This is a genomic window from Pantoea coffeiphila (assembly GCF_016909495.1).
GTDB lineage: Bacteria > Pseudomonadota > Gammaproteobacteria > Enterobacterales > Enterobacteriaceae > Erwinia > Erwinia coffeiphila.
The window spans coordinates 301,659-327,496 of record NZ_JAFBFW010000004.1 but is presented as its reverse complement, the minus strand read 5'-3'; the positions used below and the strand labels follow the sequence as shown (position 1 = coordinate 327,496).

General features: G+C 50.5%; 20 protein-coding genes, 1 tRNA gene and 1 pseudogene. 17 read left to right on the top strand and 5 right to left on the bottom strand.

Going from position 1 to position 25,838, the window contains the following annotated elements; all coding sequences use genetic code 11:
* Positions 1–70: 70 nt before the first annotated feature.
* The 10 genes from JOE09_RS26145 (at position 71) to tssE (ending at position 12,350) form a co-directional block, all read left to right on the top strand.
* Complete coding sequence (locus JOE09_RS26145) at positions 71–868, top strand: acetyltransferase (protein ID WP_239553098.1); 798 nt, start codon at positions 71–73, stop codon at positions 866–868.
* Positions 865–1,944, top strand: a complete 1,080-nt coding sequence (locus JOE09_RS15030) for a T6SS immunity protein Tli4 family protein (protein WP_239553097.1) — start codon at positions 865–867, stop codon at positions 1,942–1,944. The genes JOE09_RS26145 and JOE09_RS15030 overlap by 4 nt, the downstream gene beginning before the upstream one ends.
* Positions 1,944–2,249, top strand: coding sequence for a PAAR domain-containing protein (locus tag JOE09_RS15025; RefSeq protein ID WP_239553096.1), 306 nt, complete (start codon positions 1,944–1,946; stop codon positions 2,247–2,249). The genes JOE09_RS15030 and JOE09_RS15025 overlap by 1 nt, the downstream gene beginning before the upstream one ends.
* 95 nt (positions 2,250–2,344) lie before the next feature.
* Positions 2,345–3,469 (top strand): hypothetical protein, encoded by a 1,125-nt coding sequence (locus JOE09_RS15020; RefSeq protein ID WP_205066341.1) that lies wholly within the window; start codon positions 2,345–2,347, stop codon positions 3,467–3,469.
* Complete coding sequence (locus tag JOE09_RS15015) at positions 3,466–6,942, top strand: ImcF-related family protein (RefSeq protein ID WP_205066340.1); 3,477 nt, start codon at positions 3,466–3,468, stop codon at positions 6,940–6,942. Before JOE09_RS15020 ends, JOE09_RS15015 begins: the two co-directional genes overlap by 4 nt.
* Positions 6,939–8,528, top strand: coding sequence for a type VI secretion system protein TssA (gene tssA / locus JOE09_RS15010; protein ID WP_205066339.1), 1,590 nt, complete (start codon positions 6,939–6,941; stop codon positions 8,526–8,528). The genes JOE09_RS15015 and tssA overlap by 4 nt, the downstream gene beginning before the upstream one ends.
* 58 nt (positions 8,529–8,586) lie before the next feature.
* Entirely contained in the window at positions 8,587–10,341 is a 1,755-nt protein-coding gene (gene tssF / locus JOE09_RS15005) for a type VI secretion system baseplate subunit TssF (protein WP_205066338.1), read from the top strand.
* Positions 10,305–11,390, top strand: coding sequence for a type VI secretion system baseplate subunit TssG (gene tssG, locus JOE09_RS15000; protein ID WP_205066337.1), 1,086 nt, complete (start codon positions 10,305–10,307; stop codon positions 11,388–11,390). Before tssF ends, tssG begins: the two co-directional genes overlap by 37 nt.
* Positions 11,368–11,913, top strand: a complete 546-nt coding sequence (tssJ, locus tag JOE09_RS14995) for a type VI secretion system lipoprotein TssJ (RefSeq protein ID WP_205066336.1) — start codon at positions 11,368–11,370, stop codon at positions 11,911–11,913. Before tssG ends, tssJ begins: the two co-directional genes overlap by 23 nt.
* Positions 11,913–12,350, top strand: a complete 438-nt coding sequence (gene tssE, locus JOE09_RS14990) for a type VI secretion system baseplate subunit TssE (RefSeq protein WP_105591183.1) — start codon at positions 11,913–11,915, stop codon at positions 12,348–12,350. Before tssJ ends, tssE begins: the two co-directional genes overlap by 1 nt.
* 28 nt (positions 12,351–12,378) lie before the next feature.
* On the opposite strand, the gene JOE09_RS14985 is transcribed toward tssE, so the two are convergent.
* The 5 genes and pseudogenes from JOE09_RS14985 to JOE09_RS14965 all read right to left on the bottom strand — a co-directional run bounded on the left by JOE09_RS14985 (position 12,379) and on the right by JOE09_RS14965 (position 20,256).
* Positions 12,379–12,993, bottom strand: coding sequence for a DapH/DapD/GlmU-related protein (locus JOE09_RS14985; protein ID WP_205066335.1), 615 nt, complete (start codon positions 12,991–12,993; stop codon positions 12,379–12,381).
* 182 nt (positions 12,994–13,175) lie between these two features.
* Positions 13,176–13,271: pseudogene (locus tag JOE09_RS14980) on the bottom strand (integrase); the annotation flags it as partial.
* 110 nt (positions 13,272–13,381) lie between these two features.
* On the bottom strand, positions 13,382–18,736 hold the full coding sequence (locus JOE09_RS14975; protein ID WP_205066334.1) for a TOTE conflict system archaeo-eukaryotic primase domain-containing protein: 5,355 nt from the start codon (positions 18,734–18,736) through the stop codon (positions 13,382–13,384).
* A gap of 449 nt (positions 18,737–19,185) precedes the next feature.
* A tRNA-Arg gene (locus JOE09_RS14970) sits at positions 19,186–19,260 on the bottom strand.
* Positions 19,261–19,329: 69 nt separating this feature from the next.
* Entirely contained in the window at positions 19,330–20,256 is a 927-nt protein-coding gene (locus tag JOE09_RS14965; protein WP_205066333.1) for a formate/nitrite transporter family protein, read from the bottom strand.
* A gap of 271 nt (positions 20,257–20,527) precedes the next feature.
* Here JOE09_RS14965 and ccmA point away from each other — a divergent pair, with 271 nt between their 5' ends.
* The 7 genes from ccmA to JOE09_RS14930 all read left to right on the top strand — a co-directional run bounded on the left by ccmA (position 20,528) and on the right by JOE09_RS14930 (position 25,826).
* Positions 20,528–21,145 carry a cytochrome c biogenesis heme-transporting ATPase CcmA gene (gene ccmA / locus JOE09_RS14960; protein ID WP_205066332.1) on the top strand — a complete coding sequence of 206 codons (618 nt, stop codon included), beginning with the start codon at positions 20,528–20,530 and terminating at the stop codon, positions 21,143–21,145.
* A complete protein-coding gene (ccmB, locus tag JOE09_RS14955; RefSeq protein WP_200546101.1) occupies positions 21,145–21,804 on the top strand; it encodes a heme exporter protein CcmB in 660 nt (219 codons plus the stop codon). The genes ccmA and ccmB overlap by 1 nt, the downstream gene beginning before the upstream one ends.
* 66 nt (positions 21,805–21,870) lie before the next feature.
* Positions 21,871–22,614 carry a heme ABC transporter permease gene (locus JOE09_RS14950; RefSeq protein ID WP_205066331.1) on the top strand — a complete coding sequence of 248 codons (744 nt, stop codon included), beginning with the start codon at positions 21,871–21,873 and terminating at the stop codon, positions 22,612–22,614.
* Positions 22,611–22,844: a heme exporter protein CcmD gene (ccmD, locus tag JOE09_RS14945; RefSeq protein ID WP_205066330.1), complete on the top strand. Its 234-nt coding sequence runs from the start codon at positions 22,611–22,613 to the stop codon at positions 22,842–22,844. Before JOE09_RS14950 ends, ccmD begins: the two co-directional genes overlap by 4 nt.
* Complete coding sequence (gene ccmE, locus JOE09_RS14940) at positions 22,841–23,323, top strand: cytochrome c maturation protein CcmE (protein ID WP_205066329.1); 483 nt, start codon at positions 22,841–22,843, stop codon at positions 23,321–23,323. The genes ccmD and ccmE overlap by 4 nt, the downstream gene beginning before the upstream one ends.
* A complete protein-coding gene (locus JOE09_RS14935) occupies positions 23,320–25,272 on the top strand; it encodes a heme lyase CcmF/NrfE family subunit (RefSeq protein WP_205066328.1) in 1,953 nt (650 codons plus the stop codon). Before ccmE ends, JOE09_RS14935 begins: the two co-directional genes overlap by 4 nt.
* On the top strand, positions 25,269–25,826 hold the full coding sequence (locus tag JOE09_RS14930; RefSeq protein WP_105591194.1) for a DsbE family thiol:disulfide interchange protein: 558 nt from the start codon (positions 25,269–25,271) through the stop codon (positions 25,824–25,826). Before JOE09_RS14935 ends, JOE09_RS14930 begins: the two co-directional genes overlap by 4 nt.
* Positions 25,827–25,838 lie beyond the last annotated feature (12 nt).

Below are 25,838 nucleotides of genomic sequence, written 5' to 3'. Positions count from 1 at the left end.
TGTGCATGGTGTTATGCCGGATTTAGGATCCCCAACCGCCTACAAAATGATGAAGATTGGGGAGCACTCCATGCCTATGGGACTGGTGCTGGGAATGAGTGCCACGCGCTTAATGTCCGTACTGGCGCAATCTCCAGCTCCTCTACAGTTATTACCTTCACCCAGGTATAACAATGGTCAGCCGTGGTTGCGGATTGAAAAAGGCAGTCCTGATGGGATAACAGATCTGTTGCTGCCTGAGAATGGCGATCCATTTGAAGAGATTTATCTTCAGGATGGAGTTTGGTGGGAGATGTATGAATCTGATGTTTTGGATAGTGAATATGATGTTATTAATAAAAACAGAAATGATTATGAAGATTTGATGTCTAACAAAGTGGTTCCTTTTATAAAAAAAATGGAATGTCAGTATCATGCCAATACTTATCAATTTTATGGCGCATTTTTTGATGAGAGTAAGCCCAAGGATCCCCGTCGTTCTGATGAAACTTTGACCTGGAAGTTACGCGATAAAACATCATGGCTTTGGGTATCTGATGACAGCAGAGAAACCAAGGAATATGGTGATAAACGGGAATATACACTACTTAAATCCAGCCATATTTGGAAAGACACCCCATCAAAAGACTATGAGGGGGGGAGTGGTGATGGAACCGTTCCTGAATCTTCTATCAATTTCCAGGCAAAAGGCCGGTTCAAAGAAATTTTAAAAATGAATGTTGATCATCAGAATGCATATCAGTTTTCTCCAATGAAGGGGGATTCAGAATATGATACCTACAAAAAAACAAAAGATGTTTCTCCTGCCATAAAATTCACATTACGGTCATTATGTAGAATATTGCAAGTGAGTGAGGTTAAGCCATGATGGGTAATGGGAGTTTTGGTTCTTTATTTTGGGTTTCTTTCTTTATTTTAGCGGTCTGCTTTTTTCCTAATAAAACATATTCATCTTCTCTTAACGAAAAGGACTTAATCATGATCAACTCCCTGTTTGACGATGCTCCTATGTATTGCCTGGGGCGTTACACTTTCAATTATCCTGCGGCGTTAAATCAGCATATATCATCTTTAACTAAGATTGATGACATGACGATCGAAAGCAAATTTATCTATCTGCCAGCATTTAAACAGCGCATTGAATTTAGAGAAAGGGAGTTAAAAAACCAACGTACCAGTGATGATTCTGAAGGTCCATTTTTAAGGGAAGTAATTAAGTTGGATGATGGTGTTATTTTCGATAAAAATGAAAGCTATGCATATCCAGATGCTGCAAGAGAGTTGGAAGCTCAAGTTTTTATTGAAAACATAGTATTTACCATTAAAGTTAAATTTACTGACATTACAGGTTTTAAATATAAGAAAAGGCAGGAGAGATTTCAAAAAAGAAATAGACCATTTACGGATAAACCACAAAAACTAGCTGCAATGCAATCCTTAATTTCCAGATTGCAAGGACGACCAAACAATGAGATTCCTTCAGGGAAAGGTATTTGCATTCCTTATGGATTCATTCAGGATGATGGTAGTAAGCATCAAGAAGAAATCTCAATGGTTTTCGAAAACCCTCAGTTTTATTGGGCTGTTGACATGGATAATACGATAGAAAGCGAAAAGGAAAGCATGCTGGATAGAGAGGCTGAGATTAAATCTGTACTTTCTCAATATGGAGGTAAAACCCTGCGTAAAGGAAAATTTGGATTTAATAATGTGGCAGGAGAAGAATGGTTAACGTTAGGCAAAGAACCCCGTTATGACAGCCAGTCTGATAAGTTTTATTACTTCCAGTATTATGCTAATGAAAAAACAATCAATTATTTCAATCCTTCCGTTAGCATATTAATGCATTCGTCGGGTAAGGTGGTTAATTATACCGATGCACAGATGGTTGATATCTGGAGTCGTGTTTTACACTCTTTTAGATTTCGACCGAATGCCATTTAATGTTTTTGAATAAAGGACTGAAAATGAGTGTCGGATATTTTTTAAGAGTTGGTGATGGAACCACATGCGGTGGAAAAATCCTTACCGGTGACCCAACTTTTCAATGGCATGGCGTTTCTGCTGCCAGAGAGGGTGATATGGTTAACTGCGGTAAGTATTCGGGAACTTACAAAATATTAGGTGGAACTGCAGATACATTTGATGGAAGTCAGGCTCTGGCTGGGTCGCTTGATAGTTTTAGTTCCTGTCCGTGCCATGCAAAATTTATCCCCACTATTCAGGATAGCTACTCTAAGGATGATTAGACGGAAGATATAGCCGGGTGAGCGGTAATGTTAATAATTATTGATTTTGTATTTCACTTATTTTTTTAATAAAACGTAAAATTTAGAGTGTTACTATGGCATGGCCTGTTCCTGATATCCCTGAAAAGAAACCTCTTCCCGGACTGAAGTATGGGTTCTGGATAATACTTTTGATATTGATGTTAATCATATTTTCCGCTTTCAATGTTTGGGTTCTGGAGGTGAAAAGCTACACGAGTATTTTTCTCTACGGTATTATACCTGCATTTTTCGTTTGGCTCTGTTTATTTGGGATAATGCTTAACCGATATGAACAGTCTCTTGTAGCCAGCCAGGCCTGGAACCTCGAAACAGAACGCACTAAAGATGACTGGCGGCGCTGGAGTCGACGGCAGCATGCTGTAGTGGGTAATATTTTATTCTCTCCGGAAGAGAACGGGATGGAGGCGCTATTAGGGGAATTGGATAAGGTGCCTGCATATCCTAAAAAGGCGCGTCCACTGTTTGACTCTCCGTGTAGTTTTCCAGATCTGATGAGGGAAATAGATCGAAAACTAGAGCAACAATGCCCCGGCTATCGTCATTATCTACACTCTGTTTATGTTTTTCAGACCCCAGATCGGTTCGATGATTTTCGGCATAACTCTGTTTACCAACAATGGGATCTCGCACCAACTTCAGTGTATTCAACTGAATCCATCTCGTCTTTTTATGATGAAGAGAACGCAGATGGACTGATATTAATTCTGTGTCTTCAGGACTGGCCCACACGGAGCGTTGGGCCGTCAAGTGAGTTTGTTTCTGCTCAACTTATCACCTCTCCCACCTTTGCTCGTCAGCATTCACTACCTGTGATTGCTGGAATAACTCGGGTGATGCCGCTGGAAGCAGGAAATCTTATTAATGAGTTAGAGATGTTGTTTGAATACATCCAACCGGATAAGCAGAGTCTGGAATATGTGTGGCTGTGGGGGACGGCTGAAAAAACGCCAGCAACAATCATGCAGTACGCAACCCAGCACCAGTGGCGGCTGCCGGAAAAAAGGCCGCTGCATTCTATTGATCTTTCTTTTGGTCCGCCGGGTGAGATGGCTTTACCCCTTTCCTTAGTCATGTTGGTGGAGGCCGCCAATAAAACAGGTAAGGACCAGCTGCTTGTGAATCAGACATCGCAGCAAACGGGGACACTTTGCTTGATTGCCAGGGAGCTTTACGCATGACCGAACACAAAAAGATGCCGAATGCACGCTATGGCTCATGGGGATATTTTCTTCTGGTTATAGGTCTGGCGGGGATAAGTGCTTTTATACTCTCTATCAACCTGGAAAGTTTACACAGGATGGGGATTTCAACTCGGAAAATTTGGACCATTTGGGGAGGCGTGTTTGCCGTCCTGCTCTTTGGTCTGATTGGCTCACCCGTTTGGTGGCGGTGGAAGCAGAGAAAAAATCAGGCCGTCTACAGACCGCAGGTGTCAGGCGAGAAGTCCGGGCCGATTTTCATTGAAGGTAGCGAGAAGGCTCAGCTTTTTTCCAGTCTTAAAGAATCCCTCCGAAACCGTTACGGAGTTTTCTGGCGCAGCAAAGTCCGTCTGCTGCTGGTCACCGGCGATGACGACGCGATTGAACAGCTGACCCCCGGGCTGAAGCAACAGCAGTGGCTGGAAGGCAGCCGTACCGTACTGATTTACGGCGGTAGCCTGACAGATGAACCGGATGCGACGGTATTGACCGCTCTGCGTAAACTCCGCCGTCGTCGCCCGCTGGATGGTATTGTTCGCGTCATATCACCCGCAATGAGTCTGACCCCGCAGGTGAGCGACAGCGATCTGCGCGGGCTGGAAAAGATCGGAGAACGGCTGCGTTACCGCGCTCCGGTGTGGCTGTGGCAGCTCGCCGACAGCGCGTGGTCGCAGGCCGGGCGCTGCGAGCAGGCCGTGGGTGCGCTGTTTCCGCTTCGTGCCAGCCAGGATGACATCATACGGCAGATGGAAAGCCTGCTCCCCGGCCTGAGAGCGCAGGGTATCAGCCAGATAGCGGAAGATAACCGAAACGACTTTCTGCTGCGGCTTGGTCAGCATCTTGAGCAGGACGGGATTACCCGCTGGGCCCGGCAGCTGACGCCATGGCTTTATGGCTCTCAGCGGTCCGTGATGCTGCGTGGCCTGATGTTCAGCCTGCCTGGCAGCCCCGCTTCGGTGAGCGACAATCATGCGAAAGAGGGAACCGGCGCTTACCCGATTCGGGCAGATAATCCGGCCCTCCGGGTGCAGCGGCATGCACTCATACTGCCGAAAACCTGGCAGGGTATCCTCAGTGACTGTGTTCGTGTACGCGGTCACCGCACTGGCATGGCCTGGCAGCAGACGCTCTGCCGGATGCTGATGGCTGTTCTCGGCCTGTGGGGTGCCGGGCTGCTGCTGTCATATTCCCTGAACCGGCAGCAGATTATTCAGGTTGCAGATAAAGCGCATGACCTGGTTGAGCATCCCGCCGTGTCGGACAGCCAGCTAACCGCCCTGCACCAGTTACGCAACGAGGCCGGCCTTCTGCAGCACCGCATCCTGCACGGTGCACCCTGGTTCCGGCGTTTTGGCCTCGATCATCATCGCCAGCTTCTCTCCGCCATGCTCCCGTGGTACGGCATGGCGAATAACCGTCTGATCCGCGATCCGGCCGGTATCGCCCTGGCACAAAAGCTCGTGGCCCTCGCGAATTCAGCCCCCGACAGCGAGCAGCGCAGGCTGCTGGCGAAGCCCGGCTATGACCGGCTGAAAGCCTGGCTGATGATGTCGCGCCCGGACAACGTGGACAGCGCGTTTTATGCCCGGACGATGAAGGCGGTGCAACCGACTAATCCGGGTATTTCCAGTGGCCTGTGGCAGAGCCTGTCGCCGGATTTGTGGGCGTTCTACATTTCCGAGCTGCCAAAACAGCCACAGTGGAAAATTACCCCGGATGCGTCTCTGGTCAGCCAGAGTCGCCAGGTGCTGCTCCGGCAGCTTGGCCGTCGTAATGACGAAAGTACGCTGTATGAAAACATGCTGAAGTCCGTGCGCCGCAATTATGCCGATGTGTCTCTGGAGGACATGACCGGCGGCACCGATGCGCGACGGTTGTTTTATACCGACAGGGTGGTACCCGGCATGTTTACCCGCCAGGCGTGGGAGGGGGGCGTCAGGCAGGCTGTTGAGAAGGCCGCCACTTCGCGGCGCGAGGAAATTGACTGGGTGCTCAGCGACAATCGCCAGGCGGTGGCGGCGGATATCACCCCGGAAGCGCTCCGGGCGCGCCTGACCCGCCGTTACTTCATCGATTTTGCCGGCAGCTGGCTGAGTTTCCTTAACGGACTGCGCCTGCAGCCCGCCCATACGATTGCCGATGTGACCGACCAGCTGACGCTGATGAGCGATGTACGCCAGTCGCCGCTGATTGCGCTGATGAACACGCTGGCCTGGCAGGGGCAGGCGGGGCAGCAGAATGAAGCGCTGTCCGATTCGCTGCTTCGTTCAGCCAGAGACCTGGTCGGCAGCCGGGATAAGCCGCTTATCGGCCAGCAGGCAGGGGGGCCGCAGGGACCACTGGATGAAACCTTTGGCCCGCTGCTTCAGATTCTGGGCAAAAATCATGACGCCGGCGTGATGTCGGCGGACGGCTCACTCAGCCTGCAAAGCTGGCTGACCCGCATCACCCGTGTCCGCCTGCGTTTGCAGCAGGTGGCGGGAGCGTCCGATCCGCAGGCGATGATGCAGACGCTGGCGCAGACCGTGTTTCAGGGAAAAAGCGTGGATCTGACCGACACGCAGCAGTATGGCAGCCTGATGGCGGCGAGTCTCGGCGAAGAGTGGAGCGGCTTCGGGCACACCCTGTTTGTGCAGCCGCTGACGCAGGCCTGGGAAACGGTGTTACAGCCGTCGGCGGCCAGCCTCAACCAGCGCTGGAATCGTTCGATTGTCGCCAACTGGCGTACCGCTTTCGACGGGCGTTTCCCGTTCGCCGCCAGTAAAAGCGATGCCTCTCTGCCGATGCTGGCGGAATTTATCCGCAAAGACAGCGGCCGCATCGACAGATTCCTGACGACCGAACTGTCCGGCGTACTACACAAAGAGGGCAGCCGCTGGGTGCCGGATAACGCGCGCGGACAGGGGCTTAACTTTAATCCGGCCTTCCTGAAAGCGGTTAACCAGTTAAGCCAGCTGTCGGATATTCTGTTTACCGACGGGCGCCAGGGGATCGGTTTTGAGCTCCAGGCGCTTCCCGCGCCGAAAGTCACCGAAACGCAGCTGACCATTGACGGGCAAAAACTGCATTACTTCAACCAGATGACCGACTGGCAAAGCTTCCGCTGGCCGGGGGAGACCTGGAAGCCGGGCACCCTGCTGACGTGGACGACAACCAGCGCCGGGGCGCGCCTGTTCGGTGACTACAGCGGCACCTGGGGCTTTATTCGCTGGCTGGAGCAGGGGAAACGACAGCAGCAGGACCGCAGCGACTGGATGATGAGTTTTAGCGCGCCGGACGGCAGCAGGCTGCAGTGGGTGCTGCGAACGCAACTGGGTAATGGGCCACTGGCGCTGCTGGGGCTGCGCAGCTTCTCCCTGCCGGAAGATATTTTTAGCGTGGATGCCACCGCTCAGGCACAAGTGCTGGAGAGCACGATACAAGGCAATGACAGGGAGGAAATCGATCAATGAACTATCTGCAAAACTTAGTCGCGGCCTGCCAGGCTGATGAGAAGACGCTGTCGGAACGGGCACAGGCGCATATTTCACGCTGGGAGGGCTGGCTGTTGCCGTTAGGAGAGGGGCATCCGACCGGCGACGATCCCGGCTATGACGATGATTTTCAGCGCATCCGTGAGGAGATGAATAAGCTGTCCGGCTTTGATACCGCGCTGGTCTGCACGCTGGCGGAAAAGCTGCTGACCACGGTGAGTAAAGATCTGCGCATCGTCACTTTTTATATCTGGGCACGCCTGCATCAGGATGGTGAAACAGGGCTTGCCGAGGGGCTGGAATTGCTGGCCGGTGCGATCCAGCGCTTTGGCGCTGCGCTGCACCCGCAACGCGAACGCAGCCGATGCTCCGCGCTGGAATGGCTGGGCAGCAGCCGCATGCTGGACAGTCTTGCTCTGTACCCGGAAGTCGACATGGCCGCAATGCAGCGTATTGGCGGCGCGCTGCTGCTGCTGGAGCAGGCACTCCGTCGTCAGGATGGCGAAGCCAGCGCGACGTTTACCAGCCTGTGCCAGGCGCTGGAAAATCGCCTGGCTCAGAGCGGCGGAGCAAAAAGCCTGGTACCACAAACCAGCAGTGAAGAGAACACAACGTCGACCAGTGCATCCACGCCGCTGATGACCGCCGTCAGCTCCGGCCGCGACCTGCTGGAACAGGCCAGAGTGCTGGCAAAATACCTGCGTGACCAGCACGGCGGCTGGCTTGCCGGTCATCACCTGATAAAAAGCGTACGCTGGGACACGCTGACCGAACTGCCGCCGCTGGATGCCAGCGGCCGTACACGGCTGGTTCCCCCAAAGCCGGATCACCGCGCACATCTCAAACGCCTTTATCTACAGCAAAGCTGGTCAGAACTGCTGGAACAGAGCGATCGCCTGCTGGCGCAGGGGGTGAACCATCTGTGGCTGGACCTGCAGTGGTATACCTGGCAGGCGCTGGTCAGACAGGACAGCGACAGCGTGCGCGCCGAGATTATCTGTAGCGATCTGAAGGGGCTGCTCTCACGGCTGCCGGGCCTTGAGGCGCTCGCTTTTAACGACGGCACACCCTTTGCCGATGAGGTGACGCTGAACTGGATCAACGTAACGGTGCGCGATGAGCTGCCGCAGTGGAACGATGGCCCGGTTACGGCGGCAGCGCACGCCGGCGATGACGTTCTGAGCCTTGAGCCAGAGGTGCTGGCGCTGGCCGACAGCGACGGCATTGAGGCGGCGCTTAACTGGCTACAGGCGCGGCCAGGCATCGTATCCGCCCGCGACCGCTGGCTGGTACGTCTGCTGATGGCGCGGGTTACCGAACAGTACGGAAAAAATGAAATGTCGCTGCATCTGCTTGGTGAACTTGATGACGGGGCGCAGGCGCTGACGCTGCAACAGTGGGCGCCGGAGCTGATATTCGAGGTAAAAGCCCGCCGCCTGAAGCTGCTGCGATCCAGAGTGTCGCGCAGCGAGGCGGATAAAATCCGTCTGCAGCCGGAAATGGATTCCCTGCTTTCCGGGTTGATAGATATCGATCCGGCACGCGCCGCAGTGCTCTGCGGCTGAGTTCATCCCCGGGAACCAGACCTTCCCACATACCAAAAACCACAACTCAGGTTCTGTTATGGACGATTTAACCCTGCGTTACTACGACGCTGAAATGCGCTACCTGCTTGAAGCTGGTGAAGAATTTGCCCGTGCCCATCCGGACAGAGCGGCAATGCTCAATCTCGACAAGGCCGGGGCGCGCGACCCTTATGTTGAACGCCTGTTTGAAGGCTTTGCCTTTCTGATGGGGAGGCTGCGCCAAAAACTGGATGATGATCTGCCCGAGCTCACCGAAGGGCTGGTCAGCCTGCTCTGGCCACATTATCTGCGCACCATCCCGTCAATGTCGGTAGTTGAATTCACGCCAGAATGGCGGGAAATGAAAGAGATAATGATTATAAATCAGGGCTTTGAAATACAGTCTCGCCCGGTTGGCGATAAAGCAACGCGCTGCCGCTATACCACCACCCGCGAGATCGGCCTTCAGCCACTGGCGCTGGAGCAGGCGCGCTTAACGACCGATGCCGAAGGCCGCTCGACAATCTCACTGCGCTTTGCATGCAGCAGTCTGGCCGACTGGAGCCGCATCGATCTGAGCCGTATCCCGCTCTATTTCAACGCCGATGCGCCGCTGGCCTGCGCCATGCATGAGGCTTTTACCATGAACGTGGCCCGGATGTGGCTGCGCCTGCCGGGAGAAATCGATCGCCGCCATCTGGCGGGGCACTTCACCGCGCTGGGATTTGCCGAGGACGATCGCCTGTGGCCGAAGGGCAACAGCAGCTTCAGCGGCTATCAGCTGCTGCTGGAATACTTCACCTTCCGCGAAAAATTTATGTTCACCGGGCTGTGTGGGCTGGAATCGGTCGAGTTTCCACCATCGCTTCCATGGTTTGAAATCGATGTGGTGCTGGCCGAGCGCTGGGAGCATGACTTCACCTTTAGCACAAAGCATCTGCGCCTTAACTGCGTGCCGGTGATTAACCTGTTTCCGCTGGAGTCCGATCCGCTGACGCTCGATTCTCTGCGCACCGAATACCTGCTGCGCCCGATGCGCGTACAGGACGGGCACACCGAGATTTACAGCGTGGATTCGGTCATGTCGGCAAGCCGGCAGGTTTACGTTCCGTTCTCCAGCTTTCGCCATAAGGGCGGGATGATGCGACATGAAGCGCCGGAATATTACTACCACACTCGCGTGCGGCGTGGCCCTTCCGGACTGCACAGTACCTGGCTGATCCTCGGCGGCGAGGCGTTCGATCGTCATACGGTGCCGGAAAACGAAAGCCTGTCGCTGACGTTGACCGGTACCAACGGACAGCTCCCTCGCCGGGCATTACAGAGCACGCTGCTGGATACCGTTATGAAAAGCACCTCCGTCAGTATTGGTGTCCGTAATCTGTGCGCGCCAACGCTGCCCTGCTACCCACCGGACCGCGATCGCTTCCACTGGCGGGTACTCAGCCACCTCGGCAGTGGATTTCTATCAATGATGGACAACGCCGAGGTGCTGCGCGGCACGCTGGCGCTGTACGAATGGACCGACAGCGAAATGAACCGACGCCGGCTGGAGGCAATTATTGATGTTCGCCACAGTGAGACGGAGCGCTTTGAGCAGGGCTATCTGCTGCGTGGGGTACTGATTGAAGTGACCCTCGACAGCAACGGTTTTGCCGGAAAAGGGGATATCTGCCTGTTCGGTGAAATGCTGAGCCGGTTCTTTGCGCTTTACACCGATATCTACCTGTTTAACCGCCTGATTATCATCCTGCAACCCACCGGAGAACGCCTGGAATGGGAAGAGAAACACAACCGCCGCATTCCCGGCTGACGCCCCGCCTGGAAGCGGAGCTGACGCGAATAAACTTTTATCGTTTCTGTCAGCTGCTGGAAAAGCTGGAACCTGCCCGACCGCTGATGGGCAGCACCAGCCGTCCCTCTGACGACCTGGTTCGCTTCTGTCCTCATCCGGGAATGGGCTTTCCGGCCACGGAGCTGAATGCCGTTGAATATGATGGCGAAGATCAAACCCGGCCACCCGTGGTGCGCACCACCTTTATGGGGCTCTATGGCGTTGACTCACCCCTGCCGACGGCATTCCTGGATGATATTAACCAGCAGCGTGAAGGGCACGAAGCGCTACAGGGTTTTCTGGATATCTTCAGTCATCGCATCCTCACTCAGTTCTACCGTATCTGGCGAAAATACTCTTACCCGGCAACCTTTGCCGCAGGGGGAACGGATGCAGTTTCTCAGTCTCTGCTGGGGCTGGTAGGGCTGGGCATTCCGGGCACCGCGAATCATATCGCCACGCCGGTGTCCCGCTTTCTGGCGCTCCTTGGCGTGCTGCGCCAGCCCGGAAAAACCCGGGAGGGGATGCAGGCTCTGGTGCATCTGTTGGCACCGGATACCCGCGTTAACGTCAGCCCCTACAGCCTGCGTCCGGTAAGGATCGATGTGCCGTCAGGTTTTTACGGCGACGAGGATATTTTGCTGGATGGCAACGGCCCGCTGGGGGACGAAGTGATGGATACCAGCAGCCAGCTGTTGGTTGAGCTGCAAACACACAACCCTGAAGAGGCGAGGGGCTGGATGCCGGAAGGCCAGCTCTGGCAGGATTTTCTGGTGATGCTGCGCGTCTATCTGGGGTGGCGGTTTAAGGCGCGTATTCGCCTGACCGTGCCCACCTGCCTGCTGCCTGTTCCGCCGCTGGGTGAAGCACCGCTATGGCTGGGCATGAACGGCGTGTTGGGCGCTGATGGCGACAGGGTTCCCGACGATCTGCCCGCCACTTTTACCACGGAGCTGGGAAACTACAGCGGCCTGCAACCCGCAACACAGACTCAAGGACAACGACGTGTTACCTACAAATTTAACTAAATCAGCCATCTGGCTGCTGCCGGTTCTGGTTCTTAACCTGTCAGGATGCGGGCTGGGTCAGAGCGTCAGCGACGGCACGAAATCTGCCGTATCATCTATTTTCTACAAGAAGATTAAAGTCCTGCACCTTGATTTCGTCGCCCGCGCCGATCTGAATACGGATGCGCGAGAGAATAATTCGCACCCGGAATCCGTGGTGATTCGCGTTTATCAGCTAAGGGAGCGTAAAACCTTTGATAAAACGGTCTATCAGCAGCTGTTGAAAGAGGGCGAGTCGCTGCTGGGCCAGGATCTACTGGCCAGCCGCGATGTCGTGCTCAAGCCGGGCAGTGCCGCGAGCCTGGATATGCCGATGGAGGCCGATGCGAAATTCGTTGCGGTCGTGGCGCTGTTCCGTCACCCGGACAGTGTGAAACAGAGTTGGAAACAGGTGCTGGACCGTAAACAGCTCGATCCGGATAAAGCGCGGGTATTTGAGGCCGGCGCGAACAGCCTCAGCCCGATCGCGATCGAGGGGGAGTGATGATGCGCGACCACAACACGCCGTCGCTCTACGAGATACTCTACGGCAACTTTTCCGGCGGCCTCGACCTGCATCAGGTCAGCGAGGAGAACCAGGTGATTCTCTCCGTGCTGGATAATATGCAGCGGATCCTCAACTGCCGGGCCGGTACGCTGGCCCACCTACCGGACTACGGTCTGCCGGATATGACGCGGATTCTGCAGGGGATGCCGGGTACGGCGCATCAGCTGATGAACACCCTTGCCGACGTGCTGCTGAAGTACGAGCCGCGCCTGAAAAAAATCGCGGTAGTGATGCTGGCACAGAAATCCCCCGGCGAACTGCGCTATGCCATCGATGCCGAGCTGAAAGGGATTGGCCTGGTGCGCTACGGCACCGACTTTATGCCGGAAGGAAAAGTGCTGCTGCGCCATCTGCGGGAGCAGCAGTTTATCTAACGGGAGGGGGAGGGCATCACGGTTGCGCTCACTCCCACCTGCGGCAAAATGCCTCAACGTCCGCGTCCTGGAAGTCGGCCAGTCGTTCGATAATCGTTTCCAGCGGCCAGTCCCACCAGGCGATCTGCTGTAGTCTGTGGCCAATCTGCGGTGAAAAGCGCTGCCGGATAGTTTTGGCCGGCACGCCGCCGACGATGGTATAAGGCTCGACGTTTTTACTGACCACCGCTCCGGCGGCAATTACCGCGCCGTCGCCGATGGTAACGCCGGGCAGCACAATCGCCGCATGGCCGATCCAGACGTCGTTGCCGATAATGACCTTATCGTCCCGGCGGCGGCTGAAAAAACCGGCGTCGCGCACCGCGCTGGCGGAATAGTATTCCGGGCAATAGGTGATGCGATGCTGTGACGGGCGATCCATCGGATGATTCGGTGCGCCAATACGTACGCTGTTGGCAATCGCCACGAACTTGCCAATCGTGGCATCGGCCACGCTGCAATATTCCCCAACGTACGAAAAATCACCCAGCCTGCTGTACTCCATCTGGCTGTTGGCCAGCACCTCGCACTGCCTTCCAATATTGCACTCGCGCATACGCACGCTCGGGTCGATCCTGGTTTCTGCTAGCTTTACGTGGCTCATTAACGGTTCTCTCATCGCGGATGGCGTGAGTTTAAGGCCGGGATATGTCGGGAAAATGACGGAGGGGCGATGATCTGTTTTCAGTACTGTTACGATGTTCTCATTGAATTAGATTGTTACGTCGATAATCTATGAACTTATGAAATCATCCGGCAGGTACTCGTATTGTAAGTGTCCCAGCTTTAGTTCCACACACTTTTTGACATTTCCGGTTTTTTAGTCATCAGCCGATATTCTTGCGGCGTCAGGTTATTCAGGGATTCATGAGGTCGCTTGCTTTTGCAATTAATTATAAGTCGAACTAGTTGTTAATAATATCAATGATATGATTTTTACCAATCTATATATTTGAAAGTGGGTGCTAAGATAACTAACACCCTTTAAAGTTTTATTTTAGATCACTTGTTTCTAAAACTCTATCCATGGGATGAAGTTCGTTGTTGGTTTTAAGCCCAAGATACAAAAAGCTAAAGCACATTTTTGGTAGCGATTGAAATCTAGCAACTAAATTCGTTTTTGAAATTTTATCATTGGTTAAAACATAGCGTTTGCGAAACTCTTTGTTTTTGAGAGTCGGGTGTTTAAGATAGCTATATATTAAGAGGCACTCTTCTTCATCACATAATATTTTAGAGATTTTTTCTTTGTCTAAATTACCAATTGCTGTTGTAGTTCCAAAATAGGCACTGTCACCAATATCCCTACCACATGATATCTCTACATGTTTTAGCGAAGGCATTATTTTTTTAAGGGATTCTTCTATTTTATCAATAGCGTCTTGTGTATATAAAATACAGTAAATTTTCAGCTTTGAAACTTTTGCAAGTTTGGTGTTTAGAGCTATTCCATTTATATCTACACCATCAAAGTAACAATTATTATTACCTGAGCCCGTTACGTAAAAATTCATTGCTTGATATATTTGTGTGCCGCTAATAATTACATCTACAATGATTGATAGTTCGTCAGATCGGTTTATGTCGATTAGGGCTGGATCTAAAGAAGATAGTTTGCGACTCAATCTATCGTTTTGATGAAAACATCTTATAGTACCATTATAATCCTCAACTTTTTTTATCATCATTGCATTTTCATTATTATCTATTAATTTTAGAATACGGTCGCAGAATGCACCTATTTCATTTGAGGTGATGTACTGGTGCGATGCTATTAGCAACACGAAAATTTCTCGATACTTTTCAGGGAATGACGATAGCCATTTGATTAATAGATCTTTTGCTACTTCGTATTGGATGCCTTTGTGATGCCTAATAACATGCACAGCATGCTCAAACCTCTCTATTTTTGATATGTTTACCTTGTTTATCTCATATGGTGTAAAGGTCCTAGGGTGTTGTGATGATAACGTTCTAGATAAATAAACAATATATCTGTAAGTTTTAGATAATGATGGAGGTAAAGCAATTAAGTAAATGAAACCTCCAATCTTACTGTGATAAATATGCGAAGCTTTATTGATATAGAAAGAGTGCGATAAAGTAATTTCTTCAATGCAATGGCCTGTGAAATTTATATATTTCACATGTGAATAATCAAAGCTTTCATTGTTACCTAGCTCAAGAGTTTTTGTATATGGTTGGAGTTTTACTTGGCAACGGCTAAAGGATTCAATGCTAACTAAAAACACGATTTCATCCTTAGAAAGAATATTTTCAATAGTGTTTTGAAAGTCAATAAGACCATTTTCAATATCTAACATTAGAAATGGGAAAGCTGAATTCTTAGTTTTTGTGATTGTGCTTAGAATGCTGTTTGTTAAATTCTTAGGATTTGCGTCATCGATCGACATGGTGTCGTCTACCGAATAAATGTAAGTGCTATGTGAGAATTCTTCATTCGGTAGATAAAACTCAGTGAATTTTTCAAAGCTCGTAAGGGGAGGGTTTTTATCGGAAATGCTACTATAAAATGCAGAAGCCATCGAAAGGTCAATTAAAATATTAGAAGATACATCATCCATCTCACTAAAAGCTTTGAGTTGTCTGGAGAGATGTTTTAGAAAAATTATTAGGTCAATTTCATCAGGAATATTGGCTATATATTTTTCATGAATTTCAATTGATGCAAAGTTGGTAGCCTCAGCATATTTTTTAAACATGAGCTCAATAAAAACTTTAGTGGAGTTTTCTTTTATAGAGACTAATTCATTGTTTTCTTCGAATATGAAATATCTTGGTGAGTAAATTTCATTAGTAAAGGGTTTGAGAGTTTTATCTCTAACTAAAACTGTATTTGTGAATATATTTGGAAGGCCGTATTCATTTTTAGATTCAAGTTCATTAGTTAAGAATTCTATGAACTGTTTGAAACTGAGGTTAGAAATAACACCTAATACTGTATTGAGCTCATTCGTGTTGTAATTTTCAATAATTTCACCGTAACCATCCTCTGCAACTCCTATACTTGTTTTATCATAGAAAAGCTCATAAGGCTTTCTAATGAGGACTCTGTTATCACGCTTAAGCATTATGGTATTATTATATATAATGTTACTGTCAAACCACTCCCTAGAATTAGGAAGTAAATCAGTTTGATCTCTGTTTATGATCCATTCGTAAAAATTGGAGGTTCTACTTATTTTTTCAAGTAAGGCATCTAAATCATCGCTTTTCCATTCTGAGATCTTTTCTGATAACCTTATTAACAGAAGTGTATGGTAAGTTTTGAAAACGGATCTCTTGTCTGTTGTTCCTCTGAAAATCTCGCCATCTACGATTGACGATAATAAAACGTACAACTTGCTTTGATCTAATTCTATTGATGCTATTTTATGTATCCACCCATAATCAATCTTCTCATTAATATTGTGTTTAATATTATTATGCATACAGGCACAATACTTCCACATGCTTATTAGTAATTCACGAGATGTATTGACTTTAGATAATGAAAATAAAGAAATAAGGTAGTGGTACTTTATTGTGTAGCTTAGGCTTTCGTTGATGAATTCCTCTTTTTGACTGAACTCAGCATTAACCATATTTAAGGCAATGTAAGAGAAAAACAGAGATGATATCTTTTTCAATTCTTCTGTTTCTATGTGCGCCGTACGTGATAACGCATATAGTACATTTATGATTTTGTTTTTATCATCCATGCTGTTTAATTCAGTGTTAATTTGTTCCAGAAGGGGGGCTGTCGTTTTTATGTTTAATCGTAGGGGAAATGCACTCACCACATCGACTATTGAATTAGCGGACATTTTTTTATAATCAACATCTAGTCCCATTAATAAATTCATTTGTAACAAGTGCTCATTTACCATGTTGGTCAATGTCAATTTGTCATAAATTTCATTCATCAAATCTATAAATTTATCATGACTATTTTTTCCTTCTTCAATAAAATTTATAATTGTCGAAGTGAGTACTTCTGATTGAAGAGAATTGTAAGTTTTTGCTGATATTAGATAATGCCAGTTTTTTTCCTCTTCTAAGACATGATTAAAAAGGTTCCGATATAAACTTCCTCTACCTACCCCGCTTGCAAGAATATCATCTATCTCATCATTTTTTAATTGTTCGACCTCAGCGACCCCTCTAAGGTGAGAAAAAATAAATGAGTAATCATCCTGTTTAGTATCTGACTGTATAAGACTGATAAATTCGTTTATAGCATGACTTTTCTCTTCATTGGTCGCGGTTGAGAAATTAGTGGAAATTCTATCTACTGAATATTTTGACTGAGAACGATACTTATCATAGTCGGGAGAAAAGTCTGCGACTTTTTTTATAAGGGTCTTACTATGTTTTATTTCAAGTCCCAGCATATTAAGCTCTGACTCAAGAAGTGAAAGCGTCACTTTAGCTTCATTTTCAGACTTGCATACAATAAAAATATCATCAACATATCGTTGATATAATAATATTGAATCATTGCTTAGTAATTCTTCAAATTTACTATCGATCTCAGATAAATACAACTCTGCAAAGAATCTTGCAAAGGCTGGGCCTTGCGGTAACCCTTTATCATCAGTAACGGTAGCCTTAGAGATATCAAGACAGATTGTTATTAATTTTTTGTATTTCTCTAAGGATTGGCTATCTAATAATGTTAGTTTCTCTTTAACAGTGCTTAATGGAGAGCTATCTAATAGTATTCTTTTAAGTTTGTCATGATCTACTTTGTTATAAAATGATGCAATGTCTGCTTTTATTATATAACAATCTGAGTTGTCTGGATTATTGATGAAAGTTGAAATGTTAGATAAGAACTGAATCCAAAGATAGAGCCATGGCTCGAATATGAAACCATTTTTGAAACCATTTTGAACCCTGTACCCATGACTTGAATTGCTATTGGGTAGACTAAAGAAATGGTGAATTTGCTTTAGAATCATACTTGTTGTTATACGTTCAAGGCACTCAAGGCTTATTAACTCTCTTTCTTTATCGCTTTCTTTTCTAGAATGCCTATAGAAATTAACTTTGTCTCTAGAGTAATTTTCAATAAAGCTTTTTATATTTGATAAATACTCTTCAGGCCTAATTATACAAAGCTCGTTGAAAACTTTTCGAGATTGAGCCTCATCATTTTGTATAAGGTATTTCATCTCGGCATTTCTTGTTACTTCGACGTCTGTTATGCAAAAGTCAAAGTATCCTTGATCGTAACTGATAACTTTTATTAAAATCGCATCTAAAAGGTTGGTATCTGTGATAGTTTTATCAAACCTTTCTTTCAGTATGTCTTCCATCTGTTCTTTTGTTGGAAAGTAAAAAGAAGAAAGCATATCTATTGCTTTGAGTGTAATGTCTTTGTTATAGTTTTGCTGCATTTCGAATATTTTAAGTAGGGTTTTTTCACCTATTTTTTTTAAATCTTTTCCAACTACATTTCCGAGTATTCCTACTAAGAGCTTCCGCTCTTGATTATTTAGGTTACGGTCTTCAATTTTCTTTTTTAAGTTATTTAAAGGTGGGTGTTTTTCCCAGTGTTTTAATAGCTCATCTAAACAAAATTCATTAACTCTGATTTCTTTTATTCTAGCTTCGAAATATGAGGTATGGTGTAGCGATAAAAAGACATTGAAGGTTTTTTCAATCTGTTCAATTGATACAGGCGCATGTGTGTCGACTATTTTTTTTTGTTCAAATAAAAATTCTTGGGAGAGTGATTGAGGAGGGGATGATTTGCCTACAGAATTGACTCCTTTCAAGAAAAATGAATAGCATCCTGATTTTTTATGCTTAGATAAAGGAAGTTTTACGCAAGACCCTACACTATTCGTAATTTTGTTGGAGTGTGGAAATAAATCTATTGCAATGATTTCTGAATTGTAATTTAGCTGCGCATGTTCAAGTAATAGTGACGTTATTTCATATCCATTTTTTATAGATATAGGTATATTAAAGGTGATCCATATGTGAATGCCTCTATTTCCAGAGTGTTCAATAAGAAATGATATTTCTTTTTTTACTAAATAATTGCAAAACTTAGTTACGGTTAAATTAAGTTCATCCTGTGCTTTTTGTCTTTTGGATTCAGATAGTTGTGATTTGACAATGTCAAAGTCGTAGCAAATCCATTTAATTCTGTCATCTATATTCCGCTGATACACCGCTATTGAACCGTGGTCTCTAAGCATTTGTTCGATTTTTACAGATGTTATTCTTCCATGCTTTTTATAGTACCTACCATCGTTTTGTTGCTCAGCATGAAAGTCTTGATCTGTTGAAAATAAACTGAATATTTTTTTGGAGATTTCTGAAAATTCATCCACTATTTTTGTCCTTATCAATAGTTAGTAAATTTGAGTAGAGTCATTAGGATCGGTAAGAATGGCATTATGTACAAGTTACGAATTTTTCATCAATTGAACCAACACTAACAAATGCCATTCTAATGTAACCTATTAATTTTTATCAAAATAAATAAAATACTAATATGTTAAAACTAACTATGCTACACCATAACATTATAAATCATTATGAAAATGATTAGTGAAATTAACTTTCTTATCTAAGGTGTTTCATATCAGTTACAATTGAAGGTTTTGAGGGCTAGCTTACTACTCAAAAGTGTCAGTATACAAATTATGTAAACCTTCTACAATTGTGAATTTGATTAAAAGATATAAAAATCAGATGGTTAGGTGTTTTCATAAAAAATACTTGTAACAGTAATCGTGGTGGAGTGCGAAGGGTTATGGCGGGATACTGGCAGATGAAATGGTGTCCCCTGCAGGAATCGAACCTGCAACTAGCCCTTAGGAGGGGCTCGTTATATCCATTTAACTAAGGAGACAGCGGCGGGAGTATAGCGCAATTCCTGCCGCAGATTAACTACTTACCGAACTGACTGCGCATTTTACCATCAATTCGCCGTGTGTCCCTGCTGCCTTTGCTTCTCGCGCTTCGCTTTGGCTTCCGCCTCGGCTTTGGCTTTGTTACGCATATCGTTACGGATTTGCGCGTGGCTGAGCAGGGCAAAAATAAAGGTGCCGCCGATGATATTGCCGGCCAGCGTCGGCAGGGCAAACGGCCAGATAAACTGCTGCCACGGGATGTCGCCGTTAAAGACCAGATAGAAGATCTCGACGGAGCCGACCACGATATGAGCGAGATCGCCCAGCGCAACCAGCCAGGTCATCAGGATAATCACCCAAATTTTGGCAGCACCGGCGGAAGGAAACATCCAGACCATGGTGGCGATAATCCAGCCGGACACCACGGCGTTGGCAAACATCTCGTTCGGCGGATTCTCCATGACTTTCTGGCTGATGCTGACAAATGCGCTGCGGGTGGCGTCGTCAAAAATGGGCATGTGGATAAAGCCCAGCGAGGCCAGCGCCGTGCCGATCAGGTTACCCAGCAGCACCAGCCCCCAAAGCCGCAGCAGCAGCAGCCCGTTACCCAGCGTCGGCTTATGCATCACCGGCAGCACGGCCGTGACGGTGTTCTCGGTGAACAGCTGCTGACGAGCCATGATCACGATAATAAAGCCGAAGGTGTAGCCGAGGTTCTCCAGTAGAAAGCTTCCCGGCACCTCGTGCAGATTAACCTGGAAAATGCCCTTCGCCATCAGCGAAGCCCCCATCGAAATCCCGGCGGCGATGGCTGAAAACAGCAGCGCCAGGCCGTCGCGCTCCAGCTCTTTTTCCCCCTCCTGACGTATCTGCTCATGAACCGCGGCGGCGCGGGAAGGCAGCACCTCCTCATCAACTTCAATCTCCTTTCCCTGTTCGCTCTCTTCGCTTTCAACTTCATTTTCAGCGGTTTTATCGTTTGTCTTACTGGTCATCTTTCCCCCGGAGGTACGGTCGTATCCTTTTAAGCGTAGCGGAGTTTTTTATCTGGCAGCGGCGCAGGGGATGAAGGGAAAGCAGGGAAAAGTACGATGTCATGCAATCAGAAGAGTAACAAAGCTTTAACTGCGACGTTTTCAGATGTAAATCGAGGCAGTAATAGTGAATTAACCTGGGGTTAGTGTGGATATTTTCCCTGTGTGCTTCCCGGCAGCCATCGGGCCTGTGATATGATCCATCGCCCTGTATTTGATGTGTGAATTTTCCATGCTGTCTGCCAGAAATCTGACCTGTATGCGCGATAACCGAACGCTGTTTAGTGGGCTGAGCTTTGCCGTTTCCGCAGGAGAGATTGTGCAGATTGAAGGAGCCAACGGCGCGGGAAAAACCTCTCTGCTGCGTATTCTTGCCGGGCTGAGTCGGGCGGATGAGGGTGAAGTGCTCTGGCAGCAGCAAAGTATTTACCGGCAGCGCGAAGTTTATCACGCCAGCCTGCTGTACCTCGGGCATCAGCCGGGGGTGAAGGCGATTTTGACCCCGTTGGAAAACCTCAGCTTCTACCATGGGGATTGCCCGCAGGCGCTGCTGTTGCAGGCGCTGGAGCAGGTTGAACTTACCGGTTATGAAGACGTTCCGGCGGCGCAGCTGTCGGCGGGCCAGCAGCGGCGCGTGGCGCTGGCGCGGCTGTGGCTGACCCGGGCACCCTTGTGGATACTCGATGAACCGCTGACCGCTATCGATCGAACCGGGGTTGAGGCACTGATGGCGCAGTTTACGCGCCATACCGCAGAGGGCGGTGCGGTAATTCTGACCACTCACCAGCCGCTGCCATCCGGCATGCAGCGGGTCGGCACCGTGCGGCTGGCCGCGCCGGAGTACAACTGATGTTCTGGCGCGTGCTGAAGCGGGAACTGCGGATTGCGTTTCGCAGCGGATCGGAAGTGATGAATCCGCTGTGGTTCTTTTTGATCGTCATCACCCTGTTTCCACTGGGCATCGGGCCGGAACCTCAGCTGCTGGCGCGGATTGCGCCGGGCATCGTGTGGGTCGCCGCACTGCTGTCGTCACTGCTGGCGCTGGAGAGGCTGTTTCGTGATGATTTTATTGACGGCTCGCTGGAGCAGCTGCTGCTGATGCCCGCGCCGCTGCCGCTGACCGTACTCGGCAAGGTGGCCGCGCACTGGATGGTCACCGGCCTGCCGCTGCTGCTGCTATCGCCGCTGGCGGCGCTGCTGCTGTCGCTGGATTATGCCAGTTGGCGGGCAATGGCGTTAACCCTGCTGCTGGGTACGCCAACGCTGAGTTTTCTCGGAGCTATCGGCGTGGGGCTGACCGTCGGGCTGCGGCGCGGTGGCGTATTGTTAAGCCTGCTGGTTCTGCCGCTGGCCATCCCGGTGCTGATTTTTGCCAGCAGCGCGATGGATGCCGCAGGGCAGGGGCTGCCGATTAGCGGCTATCTGGCGATCCTGGGCGCGTTGCTGGCCGCCAGTTCTGCCCTTGCGCCGTTTGCCACCGCCGCTGCGCTGAGGGTCAGCGTGCAGTAGCGGGATGTAAAGTAAACTGCGGCGCGTTACGCATACGATTTTCTTTTATTTTTAGCAGGTTTAATCATGTTGAAATGGATTCATCAACTTAGTAAGCCGGAGCGGCTATATCGAATATGCGGTCGTTTGACCCCCTGGTTTGCGGTCGCTGGCGTAATAACGCTACTGCTGGGATGGGGGTGGGGATTCGTTTTTGCTCCGGCCGACTATCAGCAGGGCGACAGCTATCGCATCATTTATATCCATGTGCCCGCCGCGATGTGGTCAATGGGCGTCTACGCCACGATGGCCGCTGCGGCGTTTGTTGGCCTGGTGTGGCAGTGGAAAACCGCCGATCTCGCCGCCGCCGCCATGGCCCCGATCGGTGCCGTGTTTGCTTTTATCGCTCTGGTGACCGGCGCGGCCTGGGGAAAACCCATGTGGGGCACCTGGTGGATCTGGGATGCCCGGCTCACTTCGGAACTGGTGTTGCTGTTCCTTTATATGGGCGCTATCGCTCTGCGTAATGCATTTGATGACAGCCGGACCGGCGGGCGAGCAGCCGGGCTGCTGATCCTCGTCGGCGTGGTGAATCTGCCGATTATTCACTACTCGGTCGACTGGTGGAACACCCTGCATCAGGGATCTTCCGGCGTGATGCAGCAGGCTATCGATCCGAGTATGCGTTCGCCGCTGCGCTGGTCAATTCTCGGTATGCTGCTGGTCTTTGTCACTCTTACCCTGATGCGCCTGCGCAACCTGCTGTTGCTGAGTGAAAGCCACCGCCCGTGGGCCGTAGCGATCGCGATGAAAGGAGGGCGCAGGTTATGACTCCGGCATTCTCCAACTGGCAGGATTTCTTCGCCATGGGCGGCTATGCCAGCTATGTCTGGCTGGCGGTGGCTTGTGCACTGCTGGGCCTTGGCGGCCTGATCCTGCATACCGTCATCCATCGCCGCCGGTTACTGACGGCGATCCGCCAGCGTGAAGCACGTGAAGAACGTATTCGTGCGGCAAAAAGCAATAAAAACCGCCCCGCATCGACAGGGGAACCATCATGAATCAACGTCGTAAAAACCGCCTGATCCTCACGTTGTTGGTGCTCGCTGGTCTCGGCATCGCCACGGCGCTGGTGATGTATGCGCTGCGCGCCAATATTGACCTGTTCTATACCCCCAGCGAAATTATTTACGGCAAAGGGGAAGCGCAGCAGAAACCCGAACCGGGCCAGCGACTGCGGGTCGGCGGCATGGTGATGCCGGGCAGCGTGAAGCGCGATCCCCATACGCTGAAAGTGTCTTTCCAGCTATACGATAACAGCGGGGTGATTAACGTCAGCTATGAGGGGATTCTGCCGGATCTGTTCCGTGAGGGGCAGGGAGTGGTGGCCCAGGGCGTGCTGGAGGACAGCCGCCACGTGCTGGCGAAAGAGGTGCTGGCGAAGCACGATGAGAAATATACGCCGCCGGAAATTACCGATGCGATGAATAAAAATCACCTGCCACCCACGTCCGGGGTGAGCCAGGGAGGTCAGCCATGATCCCGGAAATCGGCAGTTTCCTGCTGTGTCTGGCGCTGGGCGTCTCCCTGCTACTGATTATCTATCCGCTGTGGGGCGCTACCCGCCGGGATGCGCGTCTGATGGCGATGGCGCGGCCTTTGGCCGGTGCGCTGTTTACCTGCGTTGCCGGTGCTTTTCTGATTCTGGTGCACGCTTTTGTGGTGAATGATTTTAGCGTGGTGTACGTGGCGGCTAACTCCAACAGCCTGCTGCCGGTCTGGTATCGCGTGGCGGCGACATGGGGCGCGCATGAGGGATCGCTACTGCTGTGGGTGCTGCTGCTCAGCGGCTGGACGCTGGCGGTCGCACTGTTCAGCCGCAGCATGCCGCAGGAGGCTATTGCCCGCGTGCTGGCGGTGATGGGGATGATCAATCTGGCGTTTCTGCTGTTTATTACCCTGACCTCTAACCCGTTTATCCGCACGCTGCCGGATCTGCCGATTGACGGTAACGATCTGAACCCGATGCTGCAGGATATCGGGCTGATCTTCCATCCGCCGCTGCTGTATATGGGTTACGTGGGCTTCTCGGTGGCCTTTGCGTTTGCCATCGCTTCACTGTTGGCCGGTCGGCTGGATACAGCGTGGGCCCGCTGGTCGCGAACGTGGACCCTTGCCGCATGGGTATTTCTGACCGCGGGTATCGTGCTGGGATCGGCCTGGGCCTATTACGAGCTGGGCTGGGGAGGCTGGTGGTTCTGGGACCCGGTCGAAAACGCTTCTCTGATGCCGTGGCTGGCGGGAACGGCGCTGCTGCACTCGCTGGCGGTAACCGAAAAGCGCGGGGCGTTTAAGGCGTGGACGGTGCTGCTGGCGATTTCCGCCTTTTCGCTCAGCCTGCTGGGGACGTTCCTGGTGCGCTCCGGCGTGTTGGTTTCGGTGCACTCTTTCGCTTCCGATCCGGCACGCGGCATGTTTATCCTCGCCTTCCTGGTGATTGCCATCGGCGGTTCGCTGCTGCTGTATGCCATCAAGGGGGGGCGGATGCGCGGCAGAGTGCAAAACGAACTCTGGTCGCGCGAATCGTTTCTGCTGGGCAACAATGTGTTGTTGATCGCCGCCATGCTGGTGGTGCTGCTGGGTACTATGCTGCCGCTGGTACATAAGCAGCTGGGGCTGGGCAGTATTTCCATCGGCGAACCTTTCTTTAATACGCTGTTTACCTGGCTGATGGCGCCACTGGCGCTGATGTTGGGTATCGGGCCGCTGGTGCGCTGGCGGCGGGACAGTCCGAAAACGCTGTGGAAACGGCTTGGTATTGCCGCGCTGACGACCTGCATACTGTCGATTCTGCTGCCGTGGGTGATGCAGGACCGGATTGAGGCGATGACCGTCGTCGGCCTGCTGATGGCAATCTGGGTGATCCTTCTGACGCTGATGGAGCTGCACGAGCGCGCAACCCATCGTCACGGCTTCTTCAGGGGACTGCTGCGCCTGTCGCGCAGCCACTGGGGGATGGTGCTCGGCCATCTCGGCGTGGCGGTCACGGTGATTGGCATCGCCTTCAGCCAGAACTACAGCGTGGAGCGTGACGTCAGGATGAAGGCCGGGGACTCGGTGGATATCCATAATTATCATTTCACATTCCGCGCGCTACACAACCTGCAGGGCCCGAACTACTCTGGCGACGTCGGCGTTATCGATGTCACCCGCAACGGCCAGCAGGAGGCGACGCTGTATGCGGAAAAACGCTACTACAGCGTTGCCCGCATGATGATGACCGAAGCCGCGATCGATGGCGGTTTTACGCGCGATCTTTACGCCGCGCTGGGGGAAGAACTGGGTGGAGATTCCTGGGCGGTGCGTATTTACTACAAACCGTTCGTGCGCTGGATTTGGTTTGGTGGCCTGCTGATGGCCGCAGGCGGCGTGCTTTGCCTGCTGGACCCCCGCTACCGTTCGCGTAAAAAAGCGCTGGAGGCGGTATGAACAGGAAAATACTGTTTATCCCGCTGTTCCTGTTTCTGCTGCTGGCGGCTGCGTTAATGTGGCAACTGAGCCGCAACGCCAACGGCGACGATCCCACGCGTCTTGAATCCGCGCTGGTGGGTAAACCGGTGCCGGAATTCCGGCTGGAGTCGCTGGAGCTGCCGGGGAAAGTGTACGACAGATCGGTGCTGCTGACCGGTCAGCCGCTTCTGCTGAACGTCTGGGCGACCTGGTGCCCGACCTGCCGGGCGGAACATCAATATTTAAATACGCTGGCAACGCAGGGAGTGCGTGTGGTGGGGCTGAACTATAAGGACGATCGCCTGAAGGCGGTGAACTGGCTGAATACTCTGGGAAATCCTTACATCCTGAGCCTGTATGACGGTGACGGCATGCTGGGGCTGGATCTGGGCGTGTATGGCGCACCGGAAACGTTTCTGATCGATGGCAGGGGGATTATCCGCTATCGCCACGCCGGGGATATGAACGAACAGGTCTGGCGGGATGAGCTGGCGCCGCTCTGGCAGCAGTACAGCCGGGAGAGCAGCCAGTGAAGCCGTTTCTGA

Excerpts from the sequence above, each read along its gene's own strand:
- JOE09_RS26145 (WP_239553098.1), top strand. The coding sequence starts at position 71 with ATGCCTATGGGACTGGTGCTGGGAATGAGTGCCACGCGCTTAATGTCC.
- JOE09_RS15030 (WP_239553097.1), top strand. The coding sequence starts at position 865 with ATGATGGGTAATGGGAGTTTTGGTTCTTTATTTTGGGTTTCTTTCTTT.
- JOE09_RS15025 (WP_239553096.1), top strand. The coding sequence starts at position 1,944 with ATGTTTTTGAATAAAGGACTGAAAATGAGTGTCGGATATTTTTTAAGA.
- JOE09_RS15020 (WP_205066341.1), top strand. The coding sequence starts at position 2,345 with ATGGCATGGCCTGTTCCTGATATCCCTGAAAAGAAACCTCTTCCCGGA.
- JOE09_RS15015 (WP_205066340.1), top strand. The coding sequence starts at position 3,466 with ATGACCGAACACAAAAAGATGCCGAATGCACGCTATGGCTCATGGGGA.
- tssA (WP_205066339.1), top strand. The coding sequence starts at position 6,939 with ATGAACTATCTGCAAAACTTAGTCGCGGCCTGCCAGGCTGATGAGAAG.
- tssF (WP_205066338.1), top strand. The coding sequence starts at position 8,587 with ATGGACGATTTAACCCTGCGTTACTACGACGCTGAAATGCGCTACCTG.
- tssG (WP_205066337.1), top strand. The coding sequence starts at position 10,305 with ATGGGAAGAGAAACACAACCGCCGCATTCCCGGCTGACGCCCCGCCTG.
- tssE (WP_105591183.1), top strand. The coding sequence starts at position 11,913 with ATGATGCGCGACCACAACACGCCGTCGCTCTACGAGATACTCTACGGC.
- JOE09_RS14985 (WP_205066335.1), bottom strand. The coding sequence starts at position 12,993 with ATGAGCCACGTAAAGCTAGCAGAAACCAGGATCGACCCGAGCGTGCGT.
- JOE09_RS14965 (WP_205066333.1), bottom strand. The coding sequence starts at position 20,256 with ATGACCAGTAAGACAAACGATAAAACCGCTGAAAATGAAGTTGAAAGC.
- ccmA (WP_205066332.1), top strand. The coding sequence starts at position 20,528 with ATGCTGTCTGCCAGAAATCTGACCTGTATGCGCGATAACCGAACGCTG.
- ccmB (WP_200546101.1), top strand. The coding sequence starts at position 21,145 with ATGTTCTGGCGCGTGCTGAAGCGGGAACTGCGGATTGCGTTTCGCAGC.
- JOE09_RS14950 (WP_205066331.1), top strand. The coding sequence starts at position 21,871 with ATGTTGAAATGGATTCATCAACTTAGTAAGCCGGAGCGGCTATATCGA.
- ccmD (WP_205066330.1), top strand. The coding sequence starts at position 22,611 with ATGACTCCGGCATTCTCCAACTGGCAGGATTTCTTCGCCATGGGCGGC.
- ccmE (WP_205066329.1), top strand. The coding sequence starts at position 22,841 with ATGAATCAACGTCGTAAAAACCGCCTGATCCTCACGTTGTTGGTGCTC.
- JOE09_RS14935 (WP_205066328.1), top strand. The coding sequence starts at position 23,320 with ATGATCCCGGAAATCGGCAGTTTCCTGCTGTGTCTGGCGCTGGGCGTC.
- JOE09_RS14930 (WP_105591194.1), top strand. The coding sequence starts at position 25,269 with ATGAACAGGAAAATACTGTTTATCCCGCTGTTCCTGTTTCTGCTGCTG.